Annotated in this window: 24 protein-coding genes and 3 pseudogenes; 21 read left to right on the top strand and 6 right to left on the bottom strand. The window is 43.7% G+C overall.

Translation table 11 applies throughout. The features are described 5' to 3' along the window. The coding region (locus D7Y06_RS19730) for a DUF4368 domain-containing protein (protein WP_120409399.1) at window positions 1-333 on the top strand (333 nt) is incomplete at its 5' end. A 103-nt stretch (window positions 334-436) separates the two neighbouring features. On the opposite strand, the gene D7Y06_RS19725 is transcribed toward D7Y06_RS19730, so the two are convergent. The 5 genes from D7Y06_RS19725 to D7Y06_RS19705 form a co-directional block, all read right to left on the bottom strand. Continuing rightward, complete coding sequence (locus D7Y06_RS19725) at window positions 437-805, bottom strand: hypothetical protein (protein WP_016286587.1); 369 nt, start codon at window positions 803-805, stop codon at window positions 437-439. 61 nt (window positions 806-866) lie between these two features. Next, window positions 867-1,397, bottom strand: coding sequence for a GNAT family N-acetyltransferase (locus D7Y06_RS19720; RefSeq protein WP_120409398.1), 531 nt, complete (start codon window positions 1,395-1,397; stop codon window positions 867-869). Window positions 1,398-1,426: 29 nt separating this feature from the next. Then, window positions 1,427-1,915 carry a GNAT family N-acetyltransferase gene (locus D7Y06_RS19715; RefSeq protein ID WP_016284635.1) on the bottom strand — a complete coding sequence of 163 codons (489 nt, stop codon included), beginning with the start codon at window positions 1,913-1,915 and terminating at the stop codon, window positions 1,427-1,429. A gap of 48 nt (window positions 1,916-1,963) precedes the next feature. After that, on the bottom strand, window positions 1,964-2,449 hold the full coding sequence (locus D7Y06_RS19710; protein WP_004604839.1) for a GNAT family N-acetyltransferase: 486 nt from the start codon (window positions 2,447-2,449) through the stop codon (window positions 1,964-1,966). A 23-nt stretch (window positions 2,450-2,472) separates the two neighbouring features. Further along, on the bottom strand, window positions 2,473-2,715 hold the full coding sequence (locus tag D7Y06_RS19705) for a hypothetical protein (protein ID WP_004604838.1): 243 nt from the start codon (window positions 2,713-2,715) through the stop codon (window positions 2,473-2,475). Between the two features lie 113 nt (window positions 2,716-2,828). On the opposite strand from D7Y06_RS19705, the pseudogene D7Y06_RS19700 reads away from it, so the two are divergent. From D7Y06_RS19700 to D7Y06_RS19690, 3 genes and pseudogenes are all read left to right on the top strand, one after another. Then, window positions 2,829-3,110: pseudogene (locus D7Y06_RS19700) on the top strand (VirD4-like conjugal transfer protein, CD1115 family); the annotation flags it as partial. A 304-nt stretch (window positions 3,111-3,414) separates the two neighbouring features. Next, window positions 3,415-3,555 carry a Maff2 family mobile element protein gene (locus D7Y06_RS19695; RefSeq protein WP_120409396.1) on the top strand — a complete coding sequence of 47 codons (141 nt, stop codon included), beginning with the start codon at window positions 3,415-3,417 and terminating at the stop codon, window positions 3,553-3,555. 140 nt (window positions 3,556-3,695) lie between these two features. Beyond that, window positions 3,696-4,070, top strand: a complete 375-nt coding sequence (locus tag D7Y06_RS19690) for a hypothetical protein (RefSeq protein WP_120409395.1) — start codon at window positions 3,696-3,698, stop codon at window positions 4,068-4,070. A 342-nt stretch (window positions 4,071-4,412) separates the two neighbouring features. Here the strand turns inward: D7Y06_RS19690 and D7Y06_RS19685 are convergent, their stop codons facing one another. Next, window positions 4,413-5,297 (bottom strand): helix-turn-helix transcriptional regulator, encoded by an 885-nt coding sequence (locus D7Y06_RS19685; RefSeq protein WP_120409394.1) that lies wholly within the window; start codon window positions 5,295-5,297, stop codon window positions 4,413-4,415. 140 nt (window positions 5,298-5,437) lie between these two features. Here D7Y06_RS19685 and D7Y06_RS19680 point away from each other — a divergent pair, with 140 nt between their 5' ends. The 17 genes and pseudogenes from D7Y06_RS19680 to D7Y06_RS19600 form a co-directional block, all read left to right on the top strand. Continuing rightward, complete coding sequence (locus tag D7Y06_RS19680; protein WP_120409393.1) at window positions 5,438-6,124, top strand: DNA-3-methyladenine glycosylase family protein; 687 nt, start codon at window positions 5,438-5,440, stop codon at window positions 6,122-6,124. Further along, complete coding sequence (gene rpiB, locus D7Y06_RS19675) at window positions 6,121-6,555, top strand: ribose 5-phosphate isomerase B (protein ID WP_120409392.1); 435 nt, start codon at window positions 6,121-6,123, stop codon at window positions 6,553-6,555. Before D7Y06_RS19680 ends, rpiB begins: the two co-directional genes overlap by 4 nt. A gap of 25 nt (window positions 6,556-6,580) precedes the next feature. Continuing rightward, window positions 6,581-6,829 (top strand): Ada metal-binding domain-containing protein, encoded by a 249-nt coding sequence (locus D7Y06_RS19670; protein ID WP_120409391.1) that lies wholly within the window; start codon window positions 6,581-6,583, stop codon window positions 6,827-6,829. After that, on the top strand, window positions 6,804-7,157 hold the full coding sequence (locus D7Y06_RS19665; RefSeq protein WP_120409390.1) for an antibiotic biosynthesis monooxygenase family protein: 354 nt from the start codon (window positions 6,804-6,806) through the stop codon (window positions 7,155-7,157). Before D7Y06_RS19670 ends, D7Y06_RS19665 begins: the two co-directional genes overlap by 26 nt. 13 nt (window positions 7,158-7,170) lie before the next feature. Next, the gene (locus tag D7Y06_RS19660) at window positions 7,171-7,704 is read left to right on the top strand and encodes a methylated-DNA--[protein]-cysteine S-methyltransferase (RefSeq protein WP_120409389.1); all 534 of its coding nucleotides are present in this window, start codon (window positions 7,171-7,173) and stop codon (window positions 7,702-7,704) included. Beyond that, window positions 7,701-8,486: a class I SAM-dependent methyltransferase gene (locus D7Y06_RS19655; RefSeq protein WP_120409388.1), complete on the top strand. Its 786-nt coding sequence runs from the start codon at window positions 7,701-7,703 to the stop codon at window positions 8,484-8,486. The genes D7Y06_RS19660 and D7Y06_RS19655 overlap by 4 nt, the downstream gene beginning before the upstream one ends. 637 nt (window positions 8,487-9,123) lie before the next feature. Further along, window positions 9,124-9,453 carry a helix-turn-helix transcriptional regulator gene (locus D7Y06_RS19650; protein ID WP_120409387.1) on the top strand — a complete coding sequence of 110 codons (330 nt, stop codon included), beginning with the start codon at window positions 9,124-9,126 and terminating at the stop codon, window positions 9,451-9,453. 188 nt (window positions 9,454-9,641) lie between these two features. After that, complete coding sequence (locus tag D7Y06_RS19645) at window positions 9,642-10,406, top strand: phage replisome organizer N-terminal domain-containing protein (protein WP_120409386.1); 765 nt, start codon at window positions 9,642-9,644, stop codon at window positions 10,404-10,406. Then, a complete protein-coding gene (locus D7Y06_RS19640) occupies window positions 10,403-11,236 on the top strand; it encodes an ATP-binding protein (RefSeq protein WP_120409385.1) in 834 nt (277 codons plus the stop codon). Before D7Y06_RS19645 ends, D7Y06_RS19640 begins: the two co-directional genes overlap by 4 nt. A gap of 11 nt (window positions 11,237-11,247) precedes the next feature. Beyond that, window positions 11,248-11,439 carry a transposon-encoded TnpW family protein gene (locus D7Y06_RS19635; RefSeq protein ID WP_243119413.1) on the top strand — a complete coding sequence of 64 codons (192 nt, stop codon included), beginning with the start codon at window positions 11,248-11,250 and terminating at the stop codon, window positions 11,437-11,439. A 134-nt stretch (window positions 11,440-11,573) separates the two neighbouring features. Then, window positions 11,574-13,196 (top strand): recombinase family protein, encoded by a 1,623-nt coding sequence (locus tag D7Y06_RS19630; RefSeq protein WP_120409383.1) that lies wholly within the window; start codon window positions 11,574-11,576, stop codon window positions 13,194-13,196. A 99-nt stretch (window positions 13,197-13,295) separates the two neighbouring features. Continuing rightward, window positions 13,296-13,379: pseudogene (locus tag D7Y06_RS19625) on the top strand (Maff2 family mobile element protein); the annotation flags it as partial. 3 nt (window positions 13,380-13,382) lie between these two features. Then, on the top strand, window positions 13,383-14,255 hold the full coding sequence (locus tag D7Y06_RS19620; RefSeq protein WP_120409382.1) for a VirB6/TrbL-like conjugal transfer protein, CD1112 family: 873 nt from the start codon (window positions 13,383-13,385) through the stop codon (window positions 14,253-14,255). Window positions 14,256-14,328: 73 nt separating this feature from the next. Further along, window positions 14,329-14,733: a PrgI family protein gene (locus tag D7Y06_RS19615; RefSeq protein WP_120409400.1), complete on the top strand. Its 405-nt coding sequence runs from the start codon at window positions 14,329-14,331 to the stop codon at window positions 14,731-14,733. After that, window positions 14,684-15,685 carry a conjugal transfer protein TraE gene (locus tag D7Y06_RS19610; RefSeq protein WP_243119412.1) on the top strand — a complete coding sequence of 334 codons (1,002 nt, stop codon included), beginning with the start codon at window positions 14,684-14,686 and terminating at the stop codon, window positions 15,683-15,685. Before D7Y06_RS19615 ends, D7Y06_RS19610 begins: the two co-directional genes overlap by 50 nt. Before the next feature lie 724 nt (window positions 15,686-16,409). Continuing rightward, window positions 16,410-18,383, top strand: coding sequence for a group II intron reverse transcriptase/maturase (gene ltrA / locus D7Y06_RS19605; RefSeq protein WP_120409381.1), 1,974 nt, complete (start codon window positions 16,410-16,412; stop codon window positions 18,381-18,383). An 87-nt stretch (window positions 18,384-18,470) separates the two neighbouring features. Continuing rightward, window positions 18,471-19,871: pseudogene (locus D7Y06_RS19600) on the top strand (VirB4-like conjugal transfer ATPase, CD1110 family); the annotation flags it as partial. Between the last annotated feature and the right edge of the window lie 70 nt (window positions 19,872-19,941).

Genomic DNA, 19,941 nt, shown 5'->3' with positions numbered 1-19,941 from the left:
AACCTGTATACCGACAAGGCAAAGGGAATCCTGTCCGAGCAGCGGTTTGTGAAGCTGACGGCGGCAATGGAACGGGAACAGGAGGAAAACCAGAAGCAGCTTAAAGAACTGGCACTCTCCCTGCGCCGTTCCAATGAGCAGGAAAGTGATGTCCGCACCTTTATCCGGGAAATCAGGCAGTACGCCGCAGTCCGGGAACTGGACGAGGGTATCTTAAACCGCCTTATCAGCCGGATTCTGGTGGGTGAGGTAAAAAAGGTTGGCGGGGAGAAATTTCAGGAAATCAAAATCATTTATAACTTTGTCGGTGAGATACCGGCGGTAACAGAATAACGGCAATGCCCTTCTCTCTTTTTGGGAGAAGGGTTTTCTTTCCGCCTGCACATGAAAAAGAAGCCGGGTTCCCTATTCTCCGGCTTCCAGAATAAACTGGGATTTATTTGATAGGTGTTCCAATGCGTTTATCCAATCTCCATTGTGGTGCCATTCCATCATCGGCATAATATTCGTCCATTGCTGTAATTTTATCGTTTTTTGTTTGAATAAACGAAGTCACATGAAAAGAAATACTTCTATCTTTGGGATAGATACGAACAACTGTAATAATTAAATCATTCACAATTTCTACTCTTTCAACGAGTCCGTCCCATTCTCCGGGGTACTCACAATTCGCAACAATATATTCATCCACCGTAAAATGCTCGTTGGTGCAATGCCAATTTACATAGGCTTCTGCATGAAAGTATTTTCTAATTTCTCTTTCATCTTGGGCAAGAACGGCTTTCCAAAATTGTTCTATATTCATAATTTTCTCCTTTAAATTGCGATTTCCCAGTATGTCAAACTGGAAATGGTTGAGAAAGACACTATATTGAAATCCAAAATCTTTGAATAATGCCGCTTTTACTTAATCCCACTGTATCAACAATTTCATTTTCCATCACTCCACCGTTTTTAATAATCGTCCTTTGCGAAGCTACATTTCCCTTATCGCAGGTTACTAAAACCTTGCTTTCTCCAAACGCACGGCAAAAAGGTAAAACTAATCCCAGCATTTCAGACGCATAACCTTTTCGTCTTTCTGACGGACGAACACTATATCCAATATTACCCCCAAAATTTTTGAGAAAATCCGATAATGGGTGTCGAAAATCAATCATACCAACAACAAAATCGTCTTTTCGCCTTACCGCTAAAAACACTTCTGATGGAACATATCCGCTTTTATATTTTTCTCTTAATCTTCTCTCAAAGTCAATCCACTCATCAAATGATTGGACATCTTCAAGACCTGCACAACCATCAAAACTATCTCCACATTGTAACATTTCTTCTTTATATGACATGACTTGTTTTGCATATAGTTTAGATGGCCTAACCAACATCAATTCACGCATCACATTCATCCTCACAAATTTGAATTTATCTATACAAGGAAATACAATACCTCTCTTATATCTTTCCCACCGATATTATCATCCCGAAATACTTCTGAATAAATAAATCCGTTTTTTTCATAAAATTTTCTTGCTCTATGATTATCCTCCAAAACCCATAAAAGCACTTTACTAAATCCGCATTGTTTTAATTCTTTAATACACTTGTTAAGCAATAACCTACCGTATCCTTTTCCAATGTAATCAGGCAAAAAATATATGGAAACGATTTCTCCATATTCGCTGTATTTTTCCCATCTTGATTTACAGAAACTTGCAGTACCTATAAGACGCCCATGTTCTATCAGAACAAGGTTATTCATACCAATTTTATTGATACTATTAGCCCATTGCCCCGTTGGAATACTATTAAGATAGTTTTGAGGAATAATGTTTTTATATGCGTATTTCCAACTACTTTCATATATTTTGCTTATTTCAAGAGGATTATCATCTTTGGTGATGTATCTAATCTCCATTTCAACAACTCCTTAAATACCGATTTGTTCAAATCTATAAACTGGAATCTATCTATTTTCCATAATCAATTCTTTGCACTTCCATTCCTCACCCAGAATACAATATCTTTCTGTTGTATCAAGAACTACGTCGCTAAAACCGACTGCCTTATAACAGTAATAAGCTGGAAGATTATTCTCAAAAACACCCAATGATACTTTTTTTGCTCCATATATTTCAAATGCAAATTTTAGACCTAACTGGAGCATAGCTTTTCCATAGCCTTTTCCTCTCTTGTGAGGATTTATAATAACAAATCCAAAGCGTAATTCATCCAAAGATTCATCAGGATTCCTTAGTGTAAAAAAACCAACAATTCCAGTTTCATCAAATGCAGTAAACGGCATTAGAGATTCAACAAAGCAAAATTCATTTTGTGTTATTGGGTAATTACCAAGTACACCTGCTGTCCATTGATAAAATGCTTTTTCATCTTGACACCACGATAATATCGTATCTACATCCGAAGCTTTATATGGTCTTATTCTAATCATATATTTTCCCTCGCAAATTTGAATTATAGCAATCGGCTAACCAAATTAAATGCTGTGACTGCATAAACAAAAATTGCTACTCCGCCAAAAATAGCAGCATCTGTTTTCGATTTTTTATCATAGCATTCTTTCGCATTTAATGACATAACTAATCCCATAAACACAAACATAATAGGTAACGTTATATCATAAGGCAGTAATTTCATCAATCCAATAGAACCAAAAACAACTGTCAGAACCGAAAATACTATTTTCCAAATACGCATATATATTTCTCCTTATATTCTGATTTGCTATAGTTTAGCACATTTATAGAACATCTACAAGATTCCGTGTATGAAAAAGCAAAAGGAATGAATTCTTCACTTGGCAATGTGTCAAAGAACTGATGTCGCAGGACGAGATTGCGGTCATGGACGGCGGGAAATGTATCATGCAGCTTAGAGGTGTCAGACCATTCTTCTCGGATAAATTCGATATAACGAAGCATAGCAGATACAGAGAGCTGTCTGATTATGACCAGAAAAACACCTTTGACATTGAGGACTATGTGAAGCACCTGCAGCACATGAAAGTCACTTTAAATACGGAGGTGGATGATGCCTTTGACTGTGGGGAAGTCAGCGGGCAGGAAGAAGATTCCCCGGACACAACTGAATAAAGGGAAACTTTTGGACATGATGTCCAGAAGTGAAAGACAACTGAATATGGAACTGTAAACCAGACACAGGACTTTTGGGGAATAAAACCGGAAGTCAGAAAACGGAGTTTTGAATGTATTTGGGAAAGGACAAAAATCAAGACACCCGGCACAGCCAATCGCCAAACTGAATGTACCGGATGCCCGCAGGGTTCTCCCAAAGGATTTCCCTGCCCTTATTTTACCACAAAGGGCGGGGGATTTACATATCAAAGCTCTTTCTTTATCAAAAAATCAAATTTAAGGAAAGAAAGAGGTAAAAATTATGAGTTTTTTTACAACAGCAGTAACAGGATTAAAGACAGTCGTGACAGCAATCGGCGCAGGCGTGGCAGTATGGGGCGTGATCAATCTGCTTGAGGGATACGGAAATGATAATCCGGGCGCAAATGCACAGGTGTCATAAAGTAACACACTAAAAATGCAGACAGCCATACCTCTATTCCGTATAAAATGGCGTATGTGGCATTTCAAATATGTGGTTTAGAAGCATTGTAGGAACTGAAAACAATATTCCACGATTTGAAAGGATAGAGGTAATTGAGCATGGAAAAAACAGTATATATCACAGAGGAAGAACGGGAAAAGTGCCGTAAAGTGATTGATGCGTTTGCGGAGTTGTACGAAATAGAGGACGAAGATATTTTACTGGTTGATGTCGGAAGGTATGGTTTTGTCAAATTGCAGTGCTATACACAGTCATATGGCTTTGAAGAACTTGATACTTATACAGACAGTCACAGCTTATTTGAAGGGCTTTGGGAGGAATGGCTTAGTCTAAATGTGTTTTTGCTTGCAAGGGAAATGCAGTTAGCTGATGTTCTTTATGATGATTTATTCAATAATCTGCCAAAGGAAAAACAGTCGGAACTTATCGGGAGAAAAGACTATTTTGCAAAAAAGGCGGGTATCACTCTGTAAAATGGATTTTGCAGAAAGAAAATGCTCTATGTATGTAGAGGGCAAAAAAGTTTAGAATGGCTCTGTATATGATAAATATGCAGGGCTTTTCTTAATCAGCAGAATACCTGTTTTGAATAAAAAGATAGAATGAATGAGATGGATTCCGCAGGCGTAGGCATTGTGGAAATGTCGTATAACTGGCTGTTTATGGAGTTGTGGGTAACTGTGTTTGCAGGATGTGGGAAAGCTGTACTTTGCTTTTCCATATGCTGTGAACACAGTTATCCATGACTCCATAGCCAGTTATGCACATTTCCATGATGCGGGCAGTTAAATGTTTATGTCCTGCAGAATGCAAGGTTAATCGTTTTTTTCTATATTTCTATATTTACTAGGCGAATACCCTGTTTTCTCTTTGAAACATTTCCCAAAATGGCTTATTTGATGAAAACCAACGCAGGCAGCAATATCACTAACGGGCTGATCTGTTTTTTTAAGCAGCTCTGCCGCCTTTGACAGCCGATATTCCATGAGATATTTATAGGGTGTTGTCTGTAAACTCAAATTAAAGCACCTTAAACACTCCGATTTACTCACGCTTGCGCTTCCCGCTATATCTGCCAGTGTCAAATCTTCCGGGTAATGCTGTTCAATGTGGCGTAAAAATTTCTGCATACGCATACTGACGGTATTTTCCTGCTGTTTTGGTGGCAACAGAATATTTTTTCTCATAATGAGCCAAAGGGCAGTCAAAAGCACTAATACCTCATAAACATAAAATTCTGTTTTATTCTTTTCTAATTCTGAAAGCCTGCACAAAAGCGACAATGCCTTTTCCTGCCATTCTTCCCCTCTTGTAAAATGGAAAAGAGAAAACTGCTCATTTTCAATAATATCATCAACAAACAGTTTCGCCGGGCTATGGAAAGAAAATTCAAGGAACTGCGCCGGAAAAATAAAGCTGTTATAATGACATTCTCCCGTGCGCTGTACAAAATGCACCACATTTTTGTTGATAAAAATACCCTCTCCTGCCTGCATGGAAACAGTATCATCAAGCGTTTTTACTTCAACAGCCCCGCTTAAAACATAAATAAACTGTAAATCCTCATGCCAGTGCATGACTTGAAAGCCGGGATTGCGGGGATAGCTCCTGTCGTTAATCACGTCAAGGACAAGATAAGGAAAATCTGTATCAACATACAGATTTATAGAGTTGAGATAGTTTTCTTTTTCAGTTTTCATGTATATACGCCCTTTCGTTTGGAGATATATTGATAATTTTTGACGTTTTTCTAATATTATTTATCTTTTTTTCGTGATAAAATTATAGTGCAATGATTAAAAAGGTGTCAAGCCGCTTTTTACAGACGGGAGGTGCAGGATTGTATTTCAGATATAGCAGCAAGGAAACCGACTATTTGAAAAGCAAAGATAAAGCTTTAGCAGAAGTCATTGATACAGTCGGTCATATTGAACGTGAGATTGACACTGATTTATTTTCCTCTGTCATACATCATATCATAGGACAACAGATTTCTACCAAAGCGCAGGCTACCATATGGTTGCGAATGAGTGACTGCTTCGGGGACGTAAACGCCGAAAATATTTTAGCTGCCGGTATTTCAAAATTACAGTCTTTCGGCATGACTTTCCGTAAGGCAGAATATATTACTGACTTTGCAGCTAAAGTGCAGAACGGAGAATTTGACTTGCAGGGCGTTTCAAAACTGTCTGATGAAGAAGCCATAAAAGAACTCTCTGCCCTAAAGGGAATTGGTGTGTGGACGGCTGAAATGATTTTGCTGTTCTGCCTGCAAAGACCCGATATTTTCAGCTTTGACGATTTGGCAATACAACGTGGGCTTCGCATGGTTTACCACCATAGAAAGATAGACCGTAAATTATTTGAAAAGTACCGCAGGCGGTTCAGCCCATATTGCAGCGTTGCAAGCCTGTACTTTTGGGCGGTTGCAGGCGGCGCAATACCGGGCATGAAAGATTATGCACCTAAAACAAAAACGCCGAAAAAAAGTACGGCAACTAAAAAATATAAGGAGAAAATAAAATGATAGGCATTGGAAGCGACCACGGCGGTTTTAGCTTAAAGCAGACCGTTATTCAGCACTTGAAAGAAAAGGGATATGAGGTAAAAGACTACGGGTGCTATTCCGAAGAAAGCTGCGATTATCCCATTTACGCAAAAGCAGTAGCACAGGGAATTAAAAACGGCGAGATAACCGGGGGAATTTTAATCTGCGGCACAGGGATCGGAATTTCCATAGCTGCAAACAAGATACCCGGTATCCGTGCAGCGTCATGTACGGACACATTCAGCGCAAGGGCGGCGAAAGAACATAACCACGCTAATATTTTGGCATTAGGGGAACGGGTAATTGGAAAAGGGCTTGCATTAGATATTGTTGACACGTTTCTCGAAGCGGAATTTTCAAATGACGGGCGGCATATCCGCAGAATTGAAATGATAGAAAACGAAAGCTGATATGTGCCGAAAGGAATAAAGAAAAATGAACAGACAGGAACAGATAAAAGCAATAACAGAAAGAAATAAACAGTATGACGGCAAATTTTATTACGGGGTAAAGACCACAAAGATTGTCTGCAATCCGGGCTGCCCCGCCAAACTGCCGTTAGAAAAGAACATTGTACTGTTTGGCACACTGGAAGAAGCAATACAGGGCGGTTTTCGCCCCTGCAAAATATGTATGAGAAATAAGGAGGTAACACAAAATGGCAAACGTAATTGTATTATTTGAGGTAACTGTCAAAGAGGGCAGAATGGACGACTATCTGAATATGGCTGCTTCCTTGAAAGAGGCATTAGCAAAGGCAGACGGCTTTATCGGTTCAGAACGCTTTGAAAGCCTTTCCGCAAAAGGGAAACTGCTTAGTAAATCCGAGTGGAAAGACGAGGAAAGCGTTACAAAATGGCGCAATATGGAAAAACACCGTATCTGCCAAAAAGCGGGCAGGGAACAGGACTTCATTGATTACAAGATCACGGTAGTCACTCCCCTGCGCTGCTATACCATGACTATGAGGGACGAAGCCCCGGCTGACGCTAACAGATATTTCAACATATAACGAAAGGGAAAAAATGCAATATACAACTCATTATAATTCGCCTATTGGCGGTATTCTTCTTGCCGCTGATGAAACAGGGCTGACCGGGCTATGGTTTGACGGCGAAAAGTATTATGCAGACCACCTTGACCCGGAACATGAAGAAAAAGACACACCTGTTTTGGAACAGACAAAAAAATGGCTGACAATTTATTTTTCGGGCAGAGAGCCGGATTTTTTACCGCCTATCCATATGATCGGCACTCCTTTTCAGCTTTCTGTTTGGAAAATCCTGCAAAAGATACCCTACGGAAAGACCGTCACTTATGGGGAAATTGCCAGAGAAATCGCCGCACAGAAAGGACTTTCCCGAATGTCGGCACAGGCAGTAGGCGGCGCAGTAGGACATAATGAATTATCTGTTATTGTTCCCTGCCACAGAGTAGTCGGGACAAACGGAAGTCTGACGGGATATGCCGGGGGAATTGACAAAAAAGTAAAACTGCTGACTTTAGAAAATGCAGATATGCAGCACTTATTTATTCCAACGAAAGGAACAGCATTATGATACCAAAAAACTTAGAAGCACTTAACCGTTCATTTGCGGTACAAGCCCCTAATTTTGACAGTAAATCTGTCAACTTCACAAAAAAAGAATATCTTGATTACACAGTAAATGCCGCCAGTCCTGCCGGGACGGATATTGTACTGGAAGTAGCTGCCGGAACCTGCGCCTGCGGGCGGGCGTTTGCGCCTATGGTTCGCACAGTTGTATGTCTGGACGCAACAGCTCCCATGCTCCAAGTCGGAAAACAGGACGCAGCCAAAAATCATTTAGACAACATGGTTTTTGTCAAAGGGTATGCGGAGGAATTACCGTTTTTGGATAACAGCTTTGACATTGTTTTATCCCGCCTTGCCTTTCATCATTTTACAGATACAGACAGCGTTTTCCGTGAAATGGTGCGGGTACTGAAACCGGGCGGGAAACTGATAATGATTGATATGGAAGCGGCGGACGAGCCGCTTCGGAAAACAGAAGATGAAATCGAAACCCTGCGTGACCCGTCCCATGTAAAAAACCTAAGCAGGGAAGAAATGTTGAAGATGTATTCAGACAATCATCTGACGGTAGAAAAATGTGAAATGACAAAAATGCCATTACGTTTAGAGGATTGGCTTGAACTGACAAAAACCGCTGAACCTGTCAAAAGCAACATCATAGAAAGAATGAAAGCAGATATAAATGGTGGGGAAAAAACAGGCTTTGATCTTTATGAAACAGATAACGGTATCTGCTTTAATCATAGGTGGATATTGATTTTAGGGAAAAAGAATTCCCTTAGCTGATTATAGAATTGAAAGTGGTTGGAATTTGAAGGTTAAGCACTGGGAAATGACCGTTGTATAATTTCATTTCTTAGTGCTTTTTATTTTTGTAAACACAATAGAAATTGGAGCAAGAAGAAAATGGAAACATGGTAAAAAGTAGAACAAAAATATATAAGTGCATAACTATTAGAATTTATATTAAGAAAGATTTGTTATACATATTGAGATGAATTGCAATGAAGCTAAAAGCTATTATGTAGTTTACCTTTTCCAATATAAAATTCGTTTGGTTTTTAATGTAAAGGGGGGTAGGGGGATATTCCCCTTATGAGCAATTTTTACAGATTTCCATTCATGGAAAATCTGTAAAAAAACTGCCTGTGGACGTCCATAGGCAGTGCTTGCTATTCTGCCCTGTGTCATGACACAGGCAGTGCTTGCTATTACGCCCTGCGTATATACGCAGGCAGTGCTTGCTGTTTCCAAAAAGAACAGTAAGCAGGTTTTAGCCCATATGGGTAAACCTCTCAAAAACATATCGAATTGCCATTTGTTTTTTGTTAAAAATTTTTGAAAATATTTTTTTAAATAGGAAAGGTTTTTGCCTATTTAACTTATACAATAATACTGGGGCTGACAGAAAGGAGGGGACAGAATGACCGCCGCAGACCGCAGAATGGAGATTATCAGTATTCTTGTAGTCAGCGGTCATGTTACATCAAGGGAACTGGCGCAGGAATTTGGCGTTACAAGGCGCACAATATTACATGATGTTGCAGCCCTCTCATACGGCTACCCTGTCTATACAAAACCGGGGGAAGGCGGAGGGATTTTCATTATGGACAGCTATAAGCCGTACTGCAACACCCTCACCTTGTCTGAGCAGGAAAAGCTCATGGAAATGTATACCAAAGCGGAGGGCGGGGACAAAGAAATCCTGAAGCGTGTCCTTCGGAAATACGGAGCGGACAAGCTGGAACTTTGACCGGAAGATTCCATGCAGGAGGAACAATTTCATACAGAACAATCCTGATTTTTTCTGAAATATATTTCCCGATTACATACAGAAAACATCATAAGGGATTATAAAAATCATTAACACAGCGTAAGGGCAGATGCAGACCGCAGGGAATCGGTCGGCACTGTCCTTTTTGTGCGTTTAAGGAGGCATTTATGGCAAAAAGATATTACTGGCTGAAACTGAAAGCGGACTGGTTTTCAGACAAGCGAATCAAGAAGTTACGCTCTATAGCGGGCGGCGATACGCATACGATTATCTATCTGAAAATGATGCTGCTTTCGCTCAAGGACGAGGGGAAACTTTACTTTGAGGGCGTGGAGGACAACTTTGCTTCGGAAATTGCCCTTGCGCTTGACGAGGATGCAGAGAATGTGAAGCTGACACTTGTATTTTTACAGCGGCATGGGCTGATAGAGATTGGCGATGATGACGAGTACCAGCTCACAGAAGTGCCGACAATCATCGGCTCGGAAACAGCTTCGGCTATGCGTGTGAGGGAGCACAGGGAACGGAAAAAACAGTCTGACACAGAGGGCAGGCTGTTACAATGTAACACGAATGAAACAGGCTGTAACAATCTGAAACAGATTTGTAGCGTAGAGAGAGAGAAAGAGATAGAGAGAGATAAAGAGTTAGAGAAAGAGGGAGAGGGAGAGAACGGAACGCCCGCCCCCGCCGCTTATGGGAAATTTAATAATGTTTTTCTTTCTGATGCGGAGATTAACGGTCTGAAATCGGAACTGCCCGACAAGTGGGAATATTACATTGACCGTCTGTCTTTACATATCGCTTCAAGCGGGAAACAGTACAATAACCATGCTGCCACGATTTACAAATGGGCACAGGAGGACGCTGACAAAACAGCGCCAAAGAAGGGGATACCCGATTATTCATACAGTGAGGAGGACAGCTTATGAACGGTTTAACTGATACGATACTGAATATGATGGACACCACGCAGGAGCCAGAGGATTACATAGGGGAGGACGGTTTACTACACTGCGGGAAATGCCATAAACCGAAAGAAGCCTATTTCCCACAAGGCAAAGCATTGTTCGGACGTGACCGTCACCCGTCTGAATGTGACTGCCGCAGGGCAGAGCGTGAAAGGCTGGAAAAAAGGGATGCGGACGAAAAGCACAATGCCGAAGTGGAGCGTCTGAAACGGGAAGGATTTTCCAATCCTGCCATGCGTCACTGGACTTTTGAAAATGACAACGGGAAATGCCCGCAGATAGGGAAAGCGTACTCTTATGTGGAGAAGTGGGAAACGGTACGGACTGAAAACCTCGGTTACTTACTGTGGGGGAATGTCGGATCGGGGAAAAGCTATTTTGCAGGCTGTATTGCCAATGCCCTCATGGAGAAGGAGATACCCGTCTGCATGACGAACTTTGCAACGATTTTGAACAACCTTTTCTACGGCTCGGAAAACAGGAATGAATACATCGTAAGGCTCTGCTCCTATCCCCTGCTTATCCTTGATGATTTCGGCATGGAGAGGGGGACAGAATATGGACTTGAGCAGGTCTACAACGTGATAGACAGCCGGTATATCAGCAAAAAACCGTTAATCGCAACAACGAACCTTACGCCGGAGCAGCTTAGGAATCCAGAGGACGTGCCACACGCACGCATTTATGGCAGGCTGCTTGAAATGTGTGTGCCTGTCCGCTTTACGGGCGGCGATTTCCGCAAAATAACGGCACAGCAGAAAATGGAACGCCTAAAAAAGCTGATGGAATGAAAGGAGAGCCTATGGAGAAAGAGAAAAACAGCCGAAATGCTGTACGCCGCCCTGACTGTGTGACGGAAACACGCATGGGGAACACCATTCTTGTCGTGTCCGGCTTTTTCAAGGAAGATGCCGTTTCCACTGCCGCTGACAAGATGATGCGTGTGCTTGAAGCGGAAAGCATGGCGGGCAACAGACCGGAATATACAGCATAATGCGATATGCCCTACAATAAAATTTATCAAAATTAATGCTTATAAAGTAGCAAAAAGAACTGTACATACAGTTTCAGATATGTTATGATAGCCATACGGAATAGTGGGTTTGGCTGTCGGAAATGGAGAGAACTATGGCAAGACAGACAGCGCAGAACCTTATCACTGCCCTGTATCCGAGATTATCACACGAAGATGAGCTGCAAGGGGAGTCAAACTCCATAAGCAACCAGAAACGTATCCTTGAAAGCTATGCAAAGCAGAACGGTTTCGCCAATATCCGCTGGTATACGGATGACGGGTATTCGGGCGCAAACTTCCAAAGACCGGGCTTTCAAGCCATGCTTGCCGACATTGAGGCGGGCATTGTCGGTACGGTAATCGTAAAGGATATGTCAAGGTTAGGGCGGAATTATTTACAGGTGGGAATGTATACGGACATGATATTCCCGCAGAACGGTGTCCGCTTCATCGCTATCAATGACGGGGTGGACAGCGCACAGGGCGAGAACGACTTCGCTCCCCTGCGCAACATATTCAACGAATGGATGGTGAGGGACACGAGCAAAAAGATTAAAGCGGTTTTCCGAAGCAAGGGCATGAGCGGCAAGCCCATCACAAGCCAGCCCGTCTATGGCTATCTGAAAGGTGAGGACGGACGTTTCATCATTGACGAGGAAGCCGCACCCGTTGTAAGGCAGATATACAGTTTATGTCTTGCAGGGAACGGACCGACTAAGATTGCCCGTATGCTGACAGAGCAGGAAATACCGACGCCGGGTACGCTTGAGTACCGGAGAACGGGCAGCACACGCCGCTACTATCCTGATTATCCCTGCAAATGGGCAACCAATACAGTCATACACATTTTGGAACGCAAGGAGTATTTAGGGCATACGGTGAACTTCAAGACGGAAAAAGTGTCTTACAAGGTAAAATCAAGCGTGGACAATCCCGAAGAAAAACAGATGGTATTTGAAAATACGCATGAGCCGATACTTGATGCTGAAACATGGGAGCGTGTGCAGGAACTAAGGAAACAGCGCAAGCGCCCAAACAGATATGACGAGGTGGGTTTGTTTTCCGGCATACTGTTCTGTGCCGACTGTGGGAGCGTCCTTTACCAGCAGAGGTATCAGAACGCCAAAAGGAAACAGGACTGCTACATCTGTGGGAGTTATAAGAAACGTACAAGGGACTGTACGGCGCACTTTATCCGTACAGACCTCTTAATCGCCGGAGTGACCGAAAACCTGCGCAAAGTGACAAACTATGCGGCAAAGCATGAAACACGCTTTATGAAGCTCTTAGTTGAGCAGAATGAGGACGGCGGGAAACGCAGGGATGCGGCAAAACGGAAAGAACTGGATGCGGTTGAAAAACGGATTGCGGAACTGTCAAACATCTTCAAAAGGCTGTATGAGGACAGCGTAAGCGGGCGCATTTCTGATGAGCGTTTCATGGAACTGTCGGCGGATTATGAAGTCGAACAGAAAAAGCTGAAGGAACGTGCGGCGGAACTGCAAAAGGAACTGGCAAAGACAAGGGAGGCAACAGCCAACGCTGAAAAGTTTATGAACGTGATCCGTAAGCACACAGCCTTTGAGGAACTCACTCCTACCCTGCTGCGGGAGTTTGTGGAGAAAATCGTTGTCCATGAGGCAACAGCCGCCGACGGGCGGATGCATGGGAATTTAAGGCGGCAGGAAATAGAGATTTATTACAGTTTTGTCGGCAAGGTTGACTTGCCTGAATGAAAGCCTGACCTGTCCGGCACATGAATATGGTGCTGGACGGGAACGGCAAAATTTTTTACACTTCTAATGCTTCTTTATCACATCTGAGCAAAATCGCAGGGGATTAAACAGCTCATGGCGGGCGGCGGCATTGTAATCGTGGCGCAGACGGTGATTCCACAGCTTACGACACTGTTCTCCTAATTCATGGGGGCGATCATTGACAAAATCACTGAATTTATAAAGGAAATGCTGCAAGGGTGGGTGCTTGGCAACCTCGAAACGATGTTCACGGACGTGAATACAAAAGTGGGCGAGATTGCAGGGGAAGTCGGGCAGACACCCAGCGCATGGAACGGAAGCATTTTTTCCATGATCCGGAACCTTTCAGAGAATGTCATGATTCCCATAGCGGGGCTTATCATCAGCGCAATTTTGTGTTATGAGCTGATAACGATGGTAATGGACAAAAACAATATGCACGAGGTAGGGAGTGAGTTTTTCTTCCGCTACCTCGTGAAAGCGTGTGTTGCAGTGATGCTCCTTAGCAAGACTTTTGACATCACTATGGCAATTTTCGATGTGGGCAACCATATCGTGACCAATGCGGCGGGTGTCATATCAGGCTCCACAAGCATTGACGTGACCACCACGCTGACGGATATGTTCAACAACCAGCTTTCCACTATGGGCATTGGCGAACTGATTGGGCTTGGGATAGAAACCATGATTGTCAGCCTGTGTATGAAAATCATGTCCGTCCTCATCACCGTCATTTTATACGGGCGCATGATAGAGATATACCTTTATATTTCAGTGGCTCCGGTTCCCTTTGCAACTTTAAGCAACCGGGAATGGGGCAGCATCGGAAATAACTACATCAAGGGGCTTTGCGCCCTTGCATTTCAGGGCTTTTTCATTATGGTCTGTGTCGGCATTTACTCGGTACTCGTTGCCAGCGTTACGGTTGCGGGCAACCTGCACACGGCGCTCTGGTCAGTGGCGGCTTATACCGTTATCCTGTGCTTCAGCTTATTCAAGACAGGATCGCTCAGTAAAAGTGTGCTGAATGCCCATTAGACAGACAGCAGTTTTATAGTATCAGCAGGAAGGAGGAAACACCGGAAATGTAAAATATCCGGTCACAATGCTTATGGCAATATCAGTAGCAGTGCCAAAAGATTTGAGCGGCATCAAGACAAAGGTAGCGATGAACCTTACCAAACGCCAGCTTATCTGCTTTGGGAGTGCCGCAGCGGTGGGGATACCCTTTTACCTTGTGACAAAGGGTGTGTTAGGCACACAGGCTTCGGCACTCATCATGGTAGCCCTTATGCTGCCTTTCTTCTTTTTGGCAATGTATGAAAAAGACGGTTTCCCGGCAGAGAAGATTTTATACTTCATGGTGCGGCAGAAGCTGCTCACGCCGGGGATACGTCCCTATAAATCGGAAAACCTCTACAAGAAGCTGGAGGAGAGGGAAAAATTAAAGAAGGAGGTGCGTTATCTTGAAGAAAAAGCCGCAGGGCAGCAAAGCCAAGCCGAAAGCGGGGCTTAATTTTTCTGAAAAGAAACGGTTAAGGGAGTTAAAAAGCACCCTTGCCGGGAATGGCAAAAAGGCGGAGATACCAGACACAGCGCAGAAAACGATCACATTTAAAAAGATGTACCGTGACGGCATCTGCCAGGTATCTTCCGGTTACTATACAAAAATGGTCGAGTTTTTCGACATTAACTATGACCTTCTGGAGATAGAGGATCAGGGAGAGATTTTAGAGGAATACAGCAGGCTTATCAATTACTTTGACCCGTCCATACGGTTTGAGCTGTTTTTGTTCAACAGGCAGGTCAACGAGCAGACACTGATAGACCAGTTTGACATACCCTTGCAGGGTGATGAATTTGACGACATTCGTGAGGAATACACGGAAATGTTAAAAAAACAGGCAGCAAAGGGAAACAACGGGATCATCAAATCAAAATACCTTATTTTTGGTATCGAGTGCAAAGGGTATAAGGAAGCAAAGGCGAAGATGGGCAGCATAGAAGCTGATGTCATCAAGAATTTCCTGAACCTCGGCACCCATGCCAGAAGCCTTGACGGGAAGGAGCGCCTGCGTGTCCTGCATGAGTATTTCAACCAGGACACAATGGAGCCTTTCCGTTTTTCATTTAAAGAATTGTCGGAGTCGGGAAAGAGCGTAAAGGACTACATAGCGCCGCCGGGATTCGATTTCCGTTATCCGAGCCGCTTCAAGACCGGGAAGATGTATGGGAGTGTCCACTATCTCGACATTATTGCGCCGAGGTTCAATGACGAGCTGTTAAAAAAGCTCCTTGACATTGATGACAACCTTACGGTCACGCTGCATATGCAGACAATGGACCCGGTAAAGGCAATCAAGATGTTAAAGGGCGCACTCACCAATATCCAGAAAATGAAGATTGAGGAACAGAAGAAGGCAGTGCGATCTGGTTATGACATGGACATTCGTGCGACTCGTTCCTGAACAAAGCCTTCGTAGTTGAAGGACAAAATCAGGCACTAACAAAAGAACGAAAATTTCAAATGTTAGGAGAACTAACAATCCGAGAGGTGGAATGACGGGGTAACGCCCTGAAACGCCCCCCTTAATACTCCGACTGGCGGGTGAAAGTGAAAACTGACCTGTCAGAAGCTCGGTGAAGTCGGCTGAGAGCAGCCGTATGGATTGCTGGATAATTACCAGCCCCACGAAAGCCGTCCAGAGGTGGACGGTGCTGCCTATAGGCCGGAGGTCTACAAAATACCCAAGGTCAGAATGTTTGAAATATGACTGACGAAAACCGCGAATGTAAGGGTCTATACCATGACGGCATAGAAATGTGCCGGTAGCGTTAATCGCTAGTCAGTGTGGTGGAGTAAAAATTGATGTTATGAAACACCATAGCACGTTACAGGCGTGTTCAAGCTGACAGGCTTAAAGCGGAGACCTAAAGGTATATGTAAAGATAGGATTGTTGGAACGAGGAAAGGCAGTAGGCTTCTATCATTGGGAAGTAAGCAGGCGAATCATATAAGCTGCTGCACTACTGCTGAAAAGCAGAGGTCGAACCGATGATGTTTTCTGCGAAAAAGAGGAAAACGGAGGGATGGCCTCAAGTCAGTCAGACAGGCAACTTAGCGCTTAGTCGCAATTAGGATTGCGAGTATGACAAAAAGAAGTCACCCGCCATAAAGGAGAGTGATGCCTGATGCCAAATGAGAAGAAAGCAAAAACCAAATGCGTGGAATATCTCCGCCACGCCGAATACTACGATATGCAGACTACCTTTGATGAACTGTATAACAGAAGTCAGGCCGGAGAAATCTTTGACGGTCTGATGGAAGTGATACTTTCGAGAGAAAATATCTTGCTGGCCTATCGGAATATCAAATCTAATACCGGGAGTTTTACACCAGGAACGGACAAGCTGAAAATTTCTGATGTTGGTAAACTTACCGCTGATGAAGTGACAGCGAGGGTATGCAAAATCGTCAAGGGAGGTAAAAACGGCTACACCCCAAGAAGCGTGAGACGCAAAGAAATCCCAAAGCCCAATGGGAGTACCAGACCCCTGGGAATCCCTTGTATCTGGGATAGACTGATTCAGCAGTGTATCAAGCAGGTCATGGAGCCTGTCTGCGAAGCCAGATTCAGCAATAACAGCTATGGATTCCGCCCGAACCGGTCGGTTGAAAATGCGATAGCCGCAATCTACAGGCTTATGCAGAGGTCAGGACTTTACTATGTTGTAGAGTTTGACATTAAGGGCTTCTTTGACAATGTAGACCACTCAAAGCTGATAAAACAGTTATGGTCGCTGAATATCCGGGATAAAGAACTGCTCTATGTAATCCGCAGGATTCTCAAAACACCAATCCTCATGCCGGACGGCCACACAGAACACCCAACCAAGGGAACGCCGCAGGGCGGCATTATTTCCCCTCTGCTGGCAAATGTGGTTCTGAATGAACTTGACCATTGGATAGAAAGCCAGTGGCAGTGCAACCCGGTAACGGAAAACTATTCTCACAGAGAAAATGCGGCGGGCTGTCCGATACAAAGCCATGCGTATCGGGCAATGCGGAACACGGGCCTGAAAGAAATGTATATCGTCAGATATGCAGATGATTTTCGGATTCTTTGCAGGACAAAAGAACAGGCAGACCGGACGCTGATTGCTGTAACACATTGGCTGAAAGAACGCCTGCGTCTTGATGTTTCACCAGAGAAAACGAAAGTTGTCGATACCAGACGGAGCTATTCTGAATTTCTCGGATTCAAAATCAGGCTACGCAAAAAGGGGAAAAAGTACGTCGTCCAATCACGTATGTGTGATAAAGCATACAAAAAGGTCAAGGCCAATCTTACAAGGCAAGTCGGGAATATTAAATTTCCAAGAAAAGGCCGAGGGGAAGCCGGAGAAGTCCGGCTGTTCAACTCAATGGTCATGGGAATCCAGAATTATTACCAGTTAGCCACGGACATCAGCATTGATTGCGGTGATATTGGCAGGGTTGTTAATACAGTCCTTAAAAACAGACTGAAATCTGGAAAAACACACCGACTAAAAGAAAAAGGCCGGGACCTTACAAAAATGGAAATCCAAAGATATGGGAAATCGGAACAGCTAAGATATATCGCACAATCCAAAGAGCCGATTTATCCGATAAGCTATGTTCAATGTAAAAATCCAATGAGCCAGCGGCGGAAAGTATGCGCTTATACAGCGGCAGGCAGAAGTGAAATCCATGATAATTTACGGATAAACACTTTCTTACTGTTACAGCTAATGCGGGCGCCTACATACAGCCGCAGTACGGAGTATGCGGACAACCGTATCTCACTTTTCTCCGCACAATGGGGAAAGTGTGCAGTAACGGGAAAGGAATTTCAGTGTATATCAGAAATTCACTGTCATCACAAAAAACCAAAAAGCATTGGCGGCAGTGATAAGTATGAGAATCTTGTATTGGTGCTTGCGCCAGTACATGAACTGATACACGCAGCTGGTGAGGACACTATTTGTTCTTATCTCTCCGCTCTTAAATTGGACACATCACAACTTGCGAATCTAAATAAACTGCGAATACTGGCAAATCGGAAACCTATTGACTTGGAGAGCCTAAATCTTACAAATAATTCTCATAATGGTATGACTAAGGAGACTAAGAAAACTGTTTGATTGATGGAACGCCGGATGCGGTGAAAGTCGCATGTCCGGTGTGAAGCGGGGGAAAAGCTGGAGATAATTTCAAAGGCTTACCTATCGCTATTGCCCACGGACATCATCACTTATGAAAAAGATACCTTGGAGCTGCTTGACGATCTGAATACCAGCAACCAGAAGATTATCAAGATGACTTTCCTCATCACCTGTTTTGGCAGGAGCAAGAAGGCGCTGGAGAACATCACGCAGAGGGTGTCCGGCATTATCCAGCAGGCAAACTGTAATTTAAGGTGTATGCAGTATCTACAGGAGCAGGGGCTTATGGCGAGTGCGCCGATTGGCTGCAATGATACGGGGATAGAGCGGGTGCTTACCACAAAGAGTACGGCAATCTTAGTGCCATTCTGTACGCAGGAGCTTTTCATGCCTGCCCCGGCGATTTATTACGGTCTGAACGCACTTTCCAACAACATGATTATGGCGGACAGAAAGAAGCTCCGGACGCCAAACGGGGTAATCCTCGGCACACCCGGCTCCGGGAAATCTTTTTCCGCAAAGCGGGAGATTTTATCCTGTTTCCTTATGACCGGGGACGATGTGATTATCTGTGACCCGGAGGGAGAATATTTTGCCCTTGTGGGTGCGCTCAACGGGCAGGTGGTAAGGCTTGCCACCAATTCAAAGGACTACTTAAACCCGATGGACATTCAGCTTTCCCATAAGAATGACCGGGAAGCGTTAAAGCTGAAATCTGATTTTATCATTACACTGTGCGATCTGATAGCCGGAGGGAAAAACGGTCTTGAAAATGATGAAAAAGGCATTATCGACACCTGCATCAAACATATCTATGACAGGTATTTTGCAGAGCCAAAACCGGAGAATATGCCCATTTTAGAGGACTTGTATAATGCGCTGTTAAAATATGAGCCGAAGGACGTAGCCCCGGAGATGCAGAAAGAAGCGAAGCAGAAAGCGGTGCGTATCGCAAACAGCCTTGTTTTGTATGTGCATGGCTCACAGAATTATTTCAACCACCGTACAAACGTGGATTCACAGAACAGGATTATGTGCTTTGACATCAGGGATTTGGGCAACCAGCTCAAAGAGCTTGGGATGTTAATCGTGCAGGATGCAGTCTGGAACCGTGTTTCGCAGAACAGGGAGCGTAAGATTGCCACAAGGTACTACTGTGATGAGTTCCACCTGCTTTTGAAAGAAAGGCAGACAGCAATCTATTCGGTGGAGATTTGGAAAAGGTTCAGAAAATGGGGCGGCATACCGACAGGCTTGACACAGAACGTGGGCGATTTTTTGAAATCGGAGGAAATCGAGGGCATACTCGGAAACTCCGATTTTGTTTATCTTCTCAACCAAAACGCAAAGGACCAGGCGATACTTGCCGACAAGTTAGGGCTGTCAGAGAAACAGCTTGCCCATGTGACCAATTCAGAGCCGGGAAGCGGGCTTATCCTGTTTGACAACGTAGTAATTCCGTTTATTGGACCTATGTCAATACTTTGGACACAAAAAGTTGAAAGTTCATGCTGATTTTTTTAATTCCTCATCCTCC

The organism is Roseburia sp. 1XD42-69 (assembly GCF_003612565.1).
Taxonomy (GTDB): domain Bacteria; phylum Bacillota; class Clostridia; order Lachnospirales; family Lachnospiraceae; genus Roseburia_B.
This window is presented reverse-complemented; position numbering and strand designations above follow the sequence as displayed.

Bases quoted from the DNA above. Each gene is read 5' to 3' on its own strand.
- D7Y06_RS19635 (WP_243119413.1), top strand. From the start codon at position 11,248: ATGGAGAAAGAGAAAAACAGCCGAAATGCTGTACGCCGCCCTGACTGT.
- D7Y06_RS19615 (WP_120409400.1), top strand. From the start codon at position 14,329: ATGGCAATATCAGTAGCAGTGCCAAAAGATTTGAGCGGCATCAAGACA.
- D7Y06_RS19670 (WP_120409391.1), top strand. From the start codon at position 6,581: ATGAACAGACAGGAACAGATAAAAGCAATAACAGAAAGAAATAAACAG.
- D7Y06_RS19725 (WP_016286587.1), bottom strand. From the start codon at position 805: ATGAATATAGAACAATTTTGGAAAGCCGTTCTTGCCCAAGATGAAAGA.
- D7Y06_RS19640 (WP_120409385.1), top strand. From the start codon at position 10,403: ATGAACGGTTTAACTGATACGATACTGAATATGATGGACACCACGCAG.
- D7Y06_RS19720 (WP_120409398.1), bottom strand. From the start codon at position 1,397: ATGCGTGAATTGATGTTGGTTAGGCCATCTAAACTATATGCAAAACAA.
- D7Y06_RS19715 (WP_016284635.1), bottom strand. From the start codon at position 1,915: ATGGAGATTAGATACATCACCAAAGATGATAATCCTCTTGAAATAAGC.
- D7Y06_RS19695 (WP_120409396.1), top strand. From the start codon at position 3,415: ATGAGTTTTTTTACAACAGCAGTAACAGGATTAAAGACAGTCGTGACA.
- D7Y06_RS19710 (WP_004604839.1), bottom strand. From the start codon at position 2,449: ATGATTAGAATAAGACCATATAAAGCTTCGGATGTAGATACGATATTA.
- D7Y06_RS19650 (WP_120409387.1), top strand. From the start codon at position 9,124: ATGACCGCCGCAGACCGCAGAATGGAGATTATCAGTATTCTTGTAGTC.
- D7Y06_RS19690 (WP_120409395.1), top strand. From the start codon at position 3,696: ATGGAAAAAACAGTATATATCACAGAGGAAGAACGGGAAAAGTGCCGT.
- ltrA (WP_120409381.1), top strand. From the start codon at position 16,410: ATGCCAAATGAGAAGAAAGCAAAAACCAAATGCGTGGAATATCTCCGC.
- D7Y06_RS19685 (WP_120409394.1), bottom strand. From the start codon at position 5,297: ATGAAAACTGAAAAAGAAAACTATCTCAACTCTATAAATCTGTATGTT.
- D7Y06_RS19620 (WP_120409382.1), top strand. From the start codon at position 13,383: ATGGGGGCGATCATTGACAAAATCACTGAATTTATAAAGGAAATGCTG.
- D7Y06_RS19665 (WP_120409390.1), top strand. From the start codon at position 6,804: ATGGCAAACGTAATTGTATTATTTGAGGTAACTGTCAAAGAGGGCAGA.
- D7Y06_RS19655 (WP_120409388.1), top strand. From the start codon at position 7,701: ATGATACCAAAAAACTTAGAAGCACTTAACCGTTCATTTGCGGTACAA.
- rpiB (WP_120409392.1), top strand. From the start codon at position 6,121: ATGATAGGCATTGGAAGCGACCACGGCGGTTTTAGCTTAAAGCAGACC.
- D7Y06_RS19645 (WP_120409386.1), top strand. From the start codon at position 9,642: ATGGCAAAAAGATATTACTGGCTGAAACTGAAAGCGGACTGGTTTTCA.
- D7Y06_RS19660 (WP_120409389.1), top strand. From the start codon at position 7,171: ATGCAATATACAACTCATTATAATTCGCCTATTGGCGGTATTCTTCTT.
- D7Y06_RS19705 (WP_004604838.1), bottom strand. From the start codon at position 2,715: ATGCGTATTTGGAAAATAGTATTTTCGGTTCTGACAGTTGTTTTTGGT.
- D7Y06_RS19630 (WP_120409383.1), top strand. From the start codon at position 11,574: ATGGCAAGACAGACAGCGCAGAACCTTATCACTGCCCTGTATCCGAGA.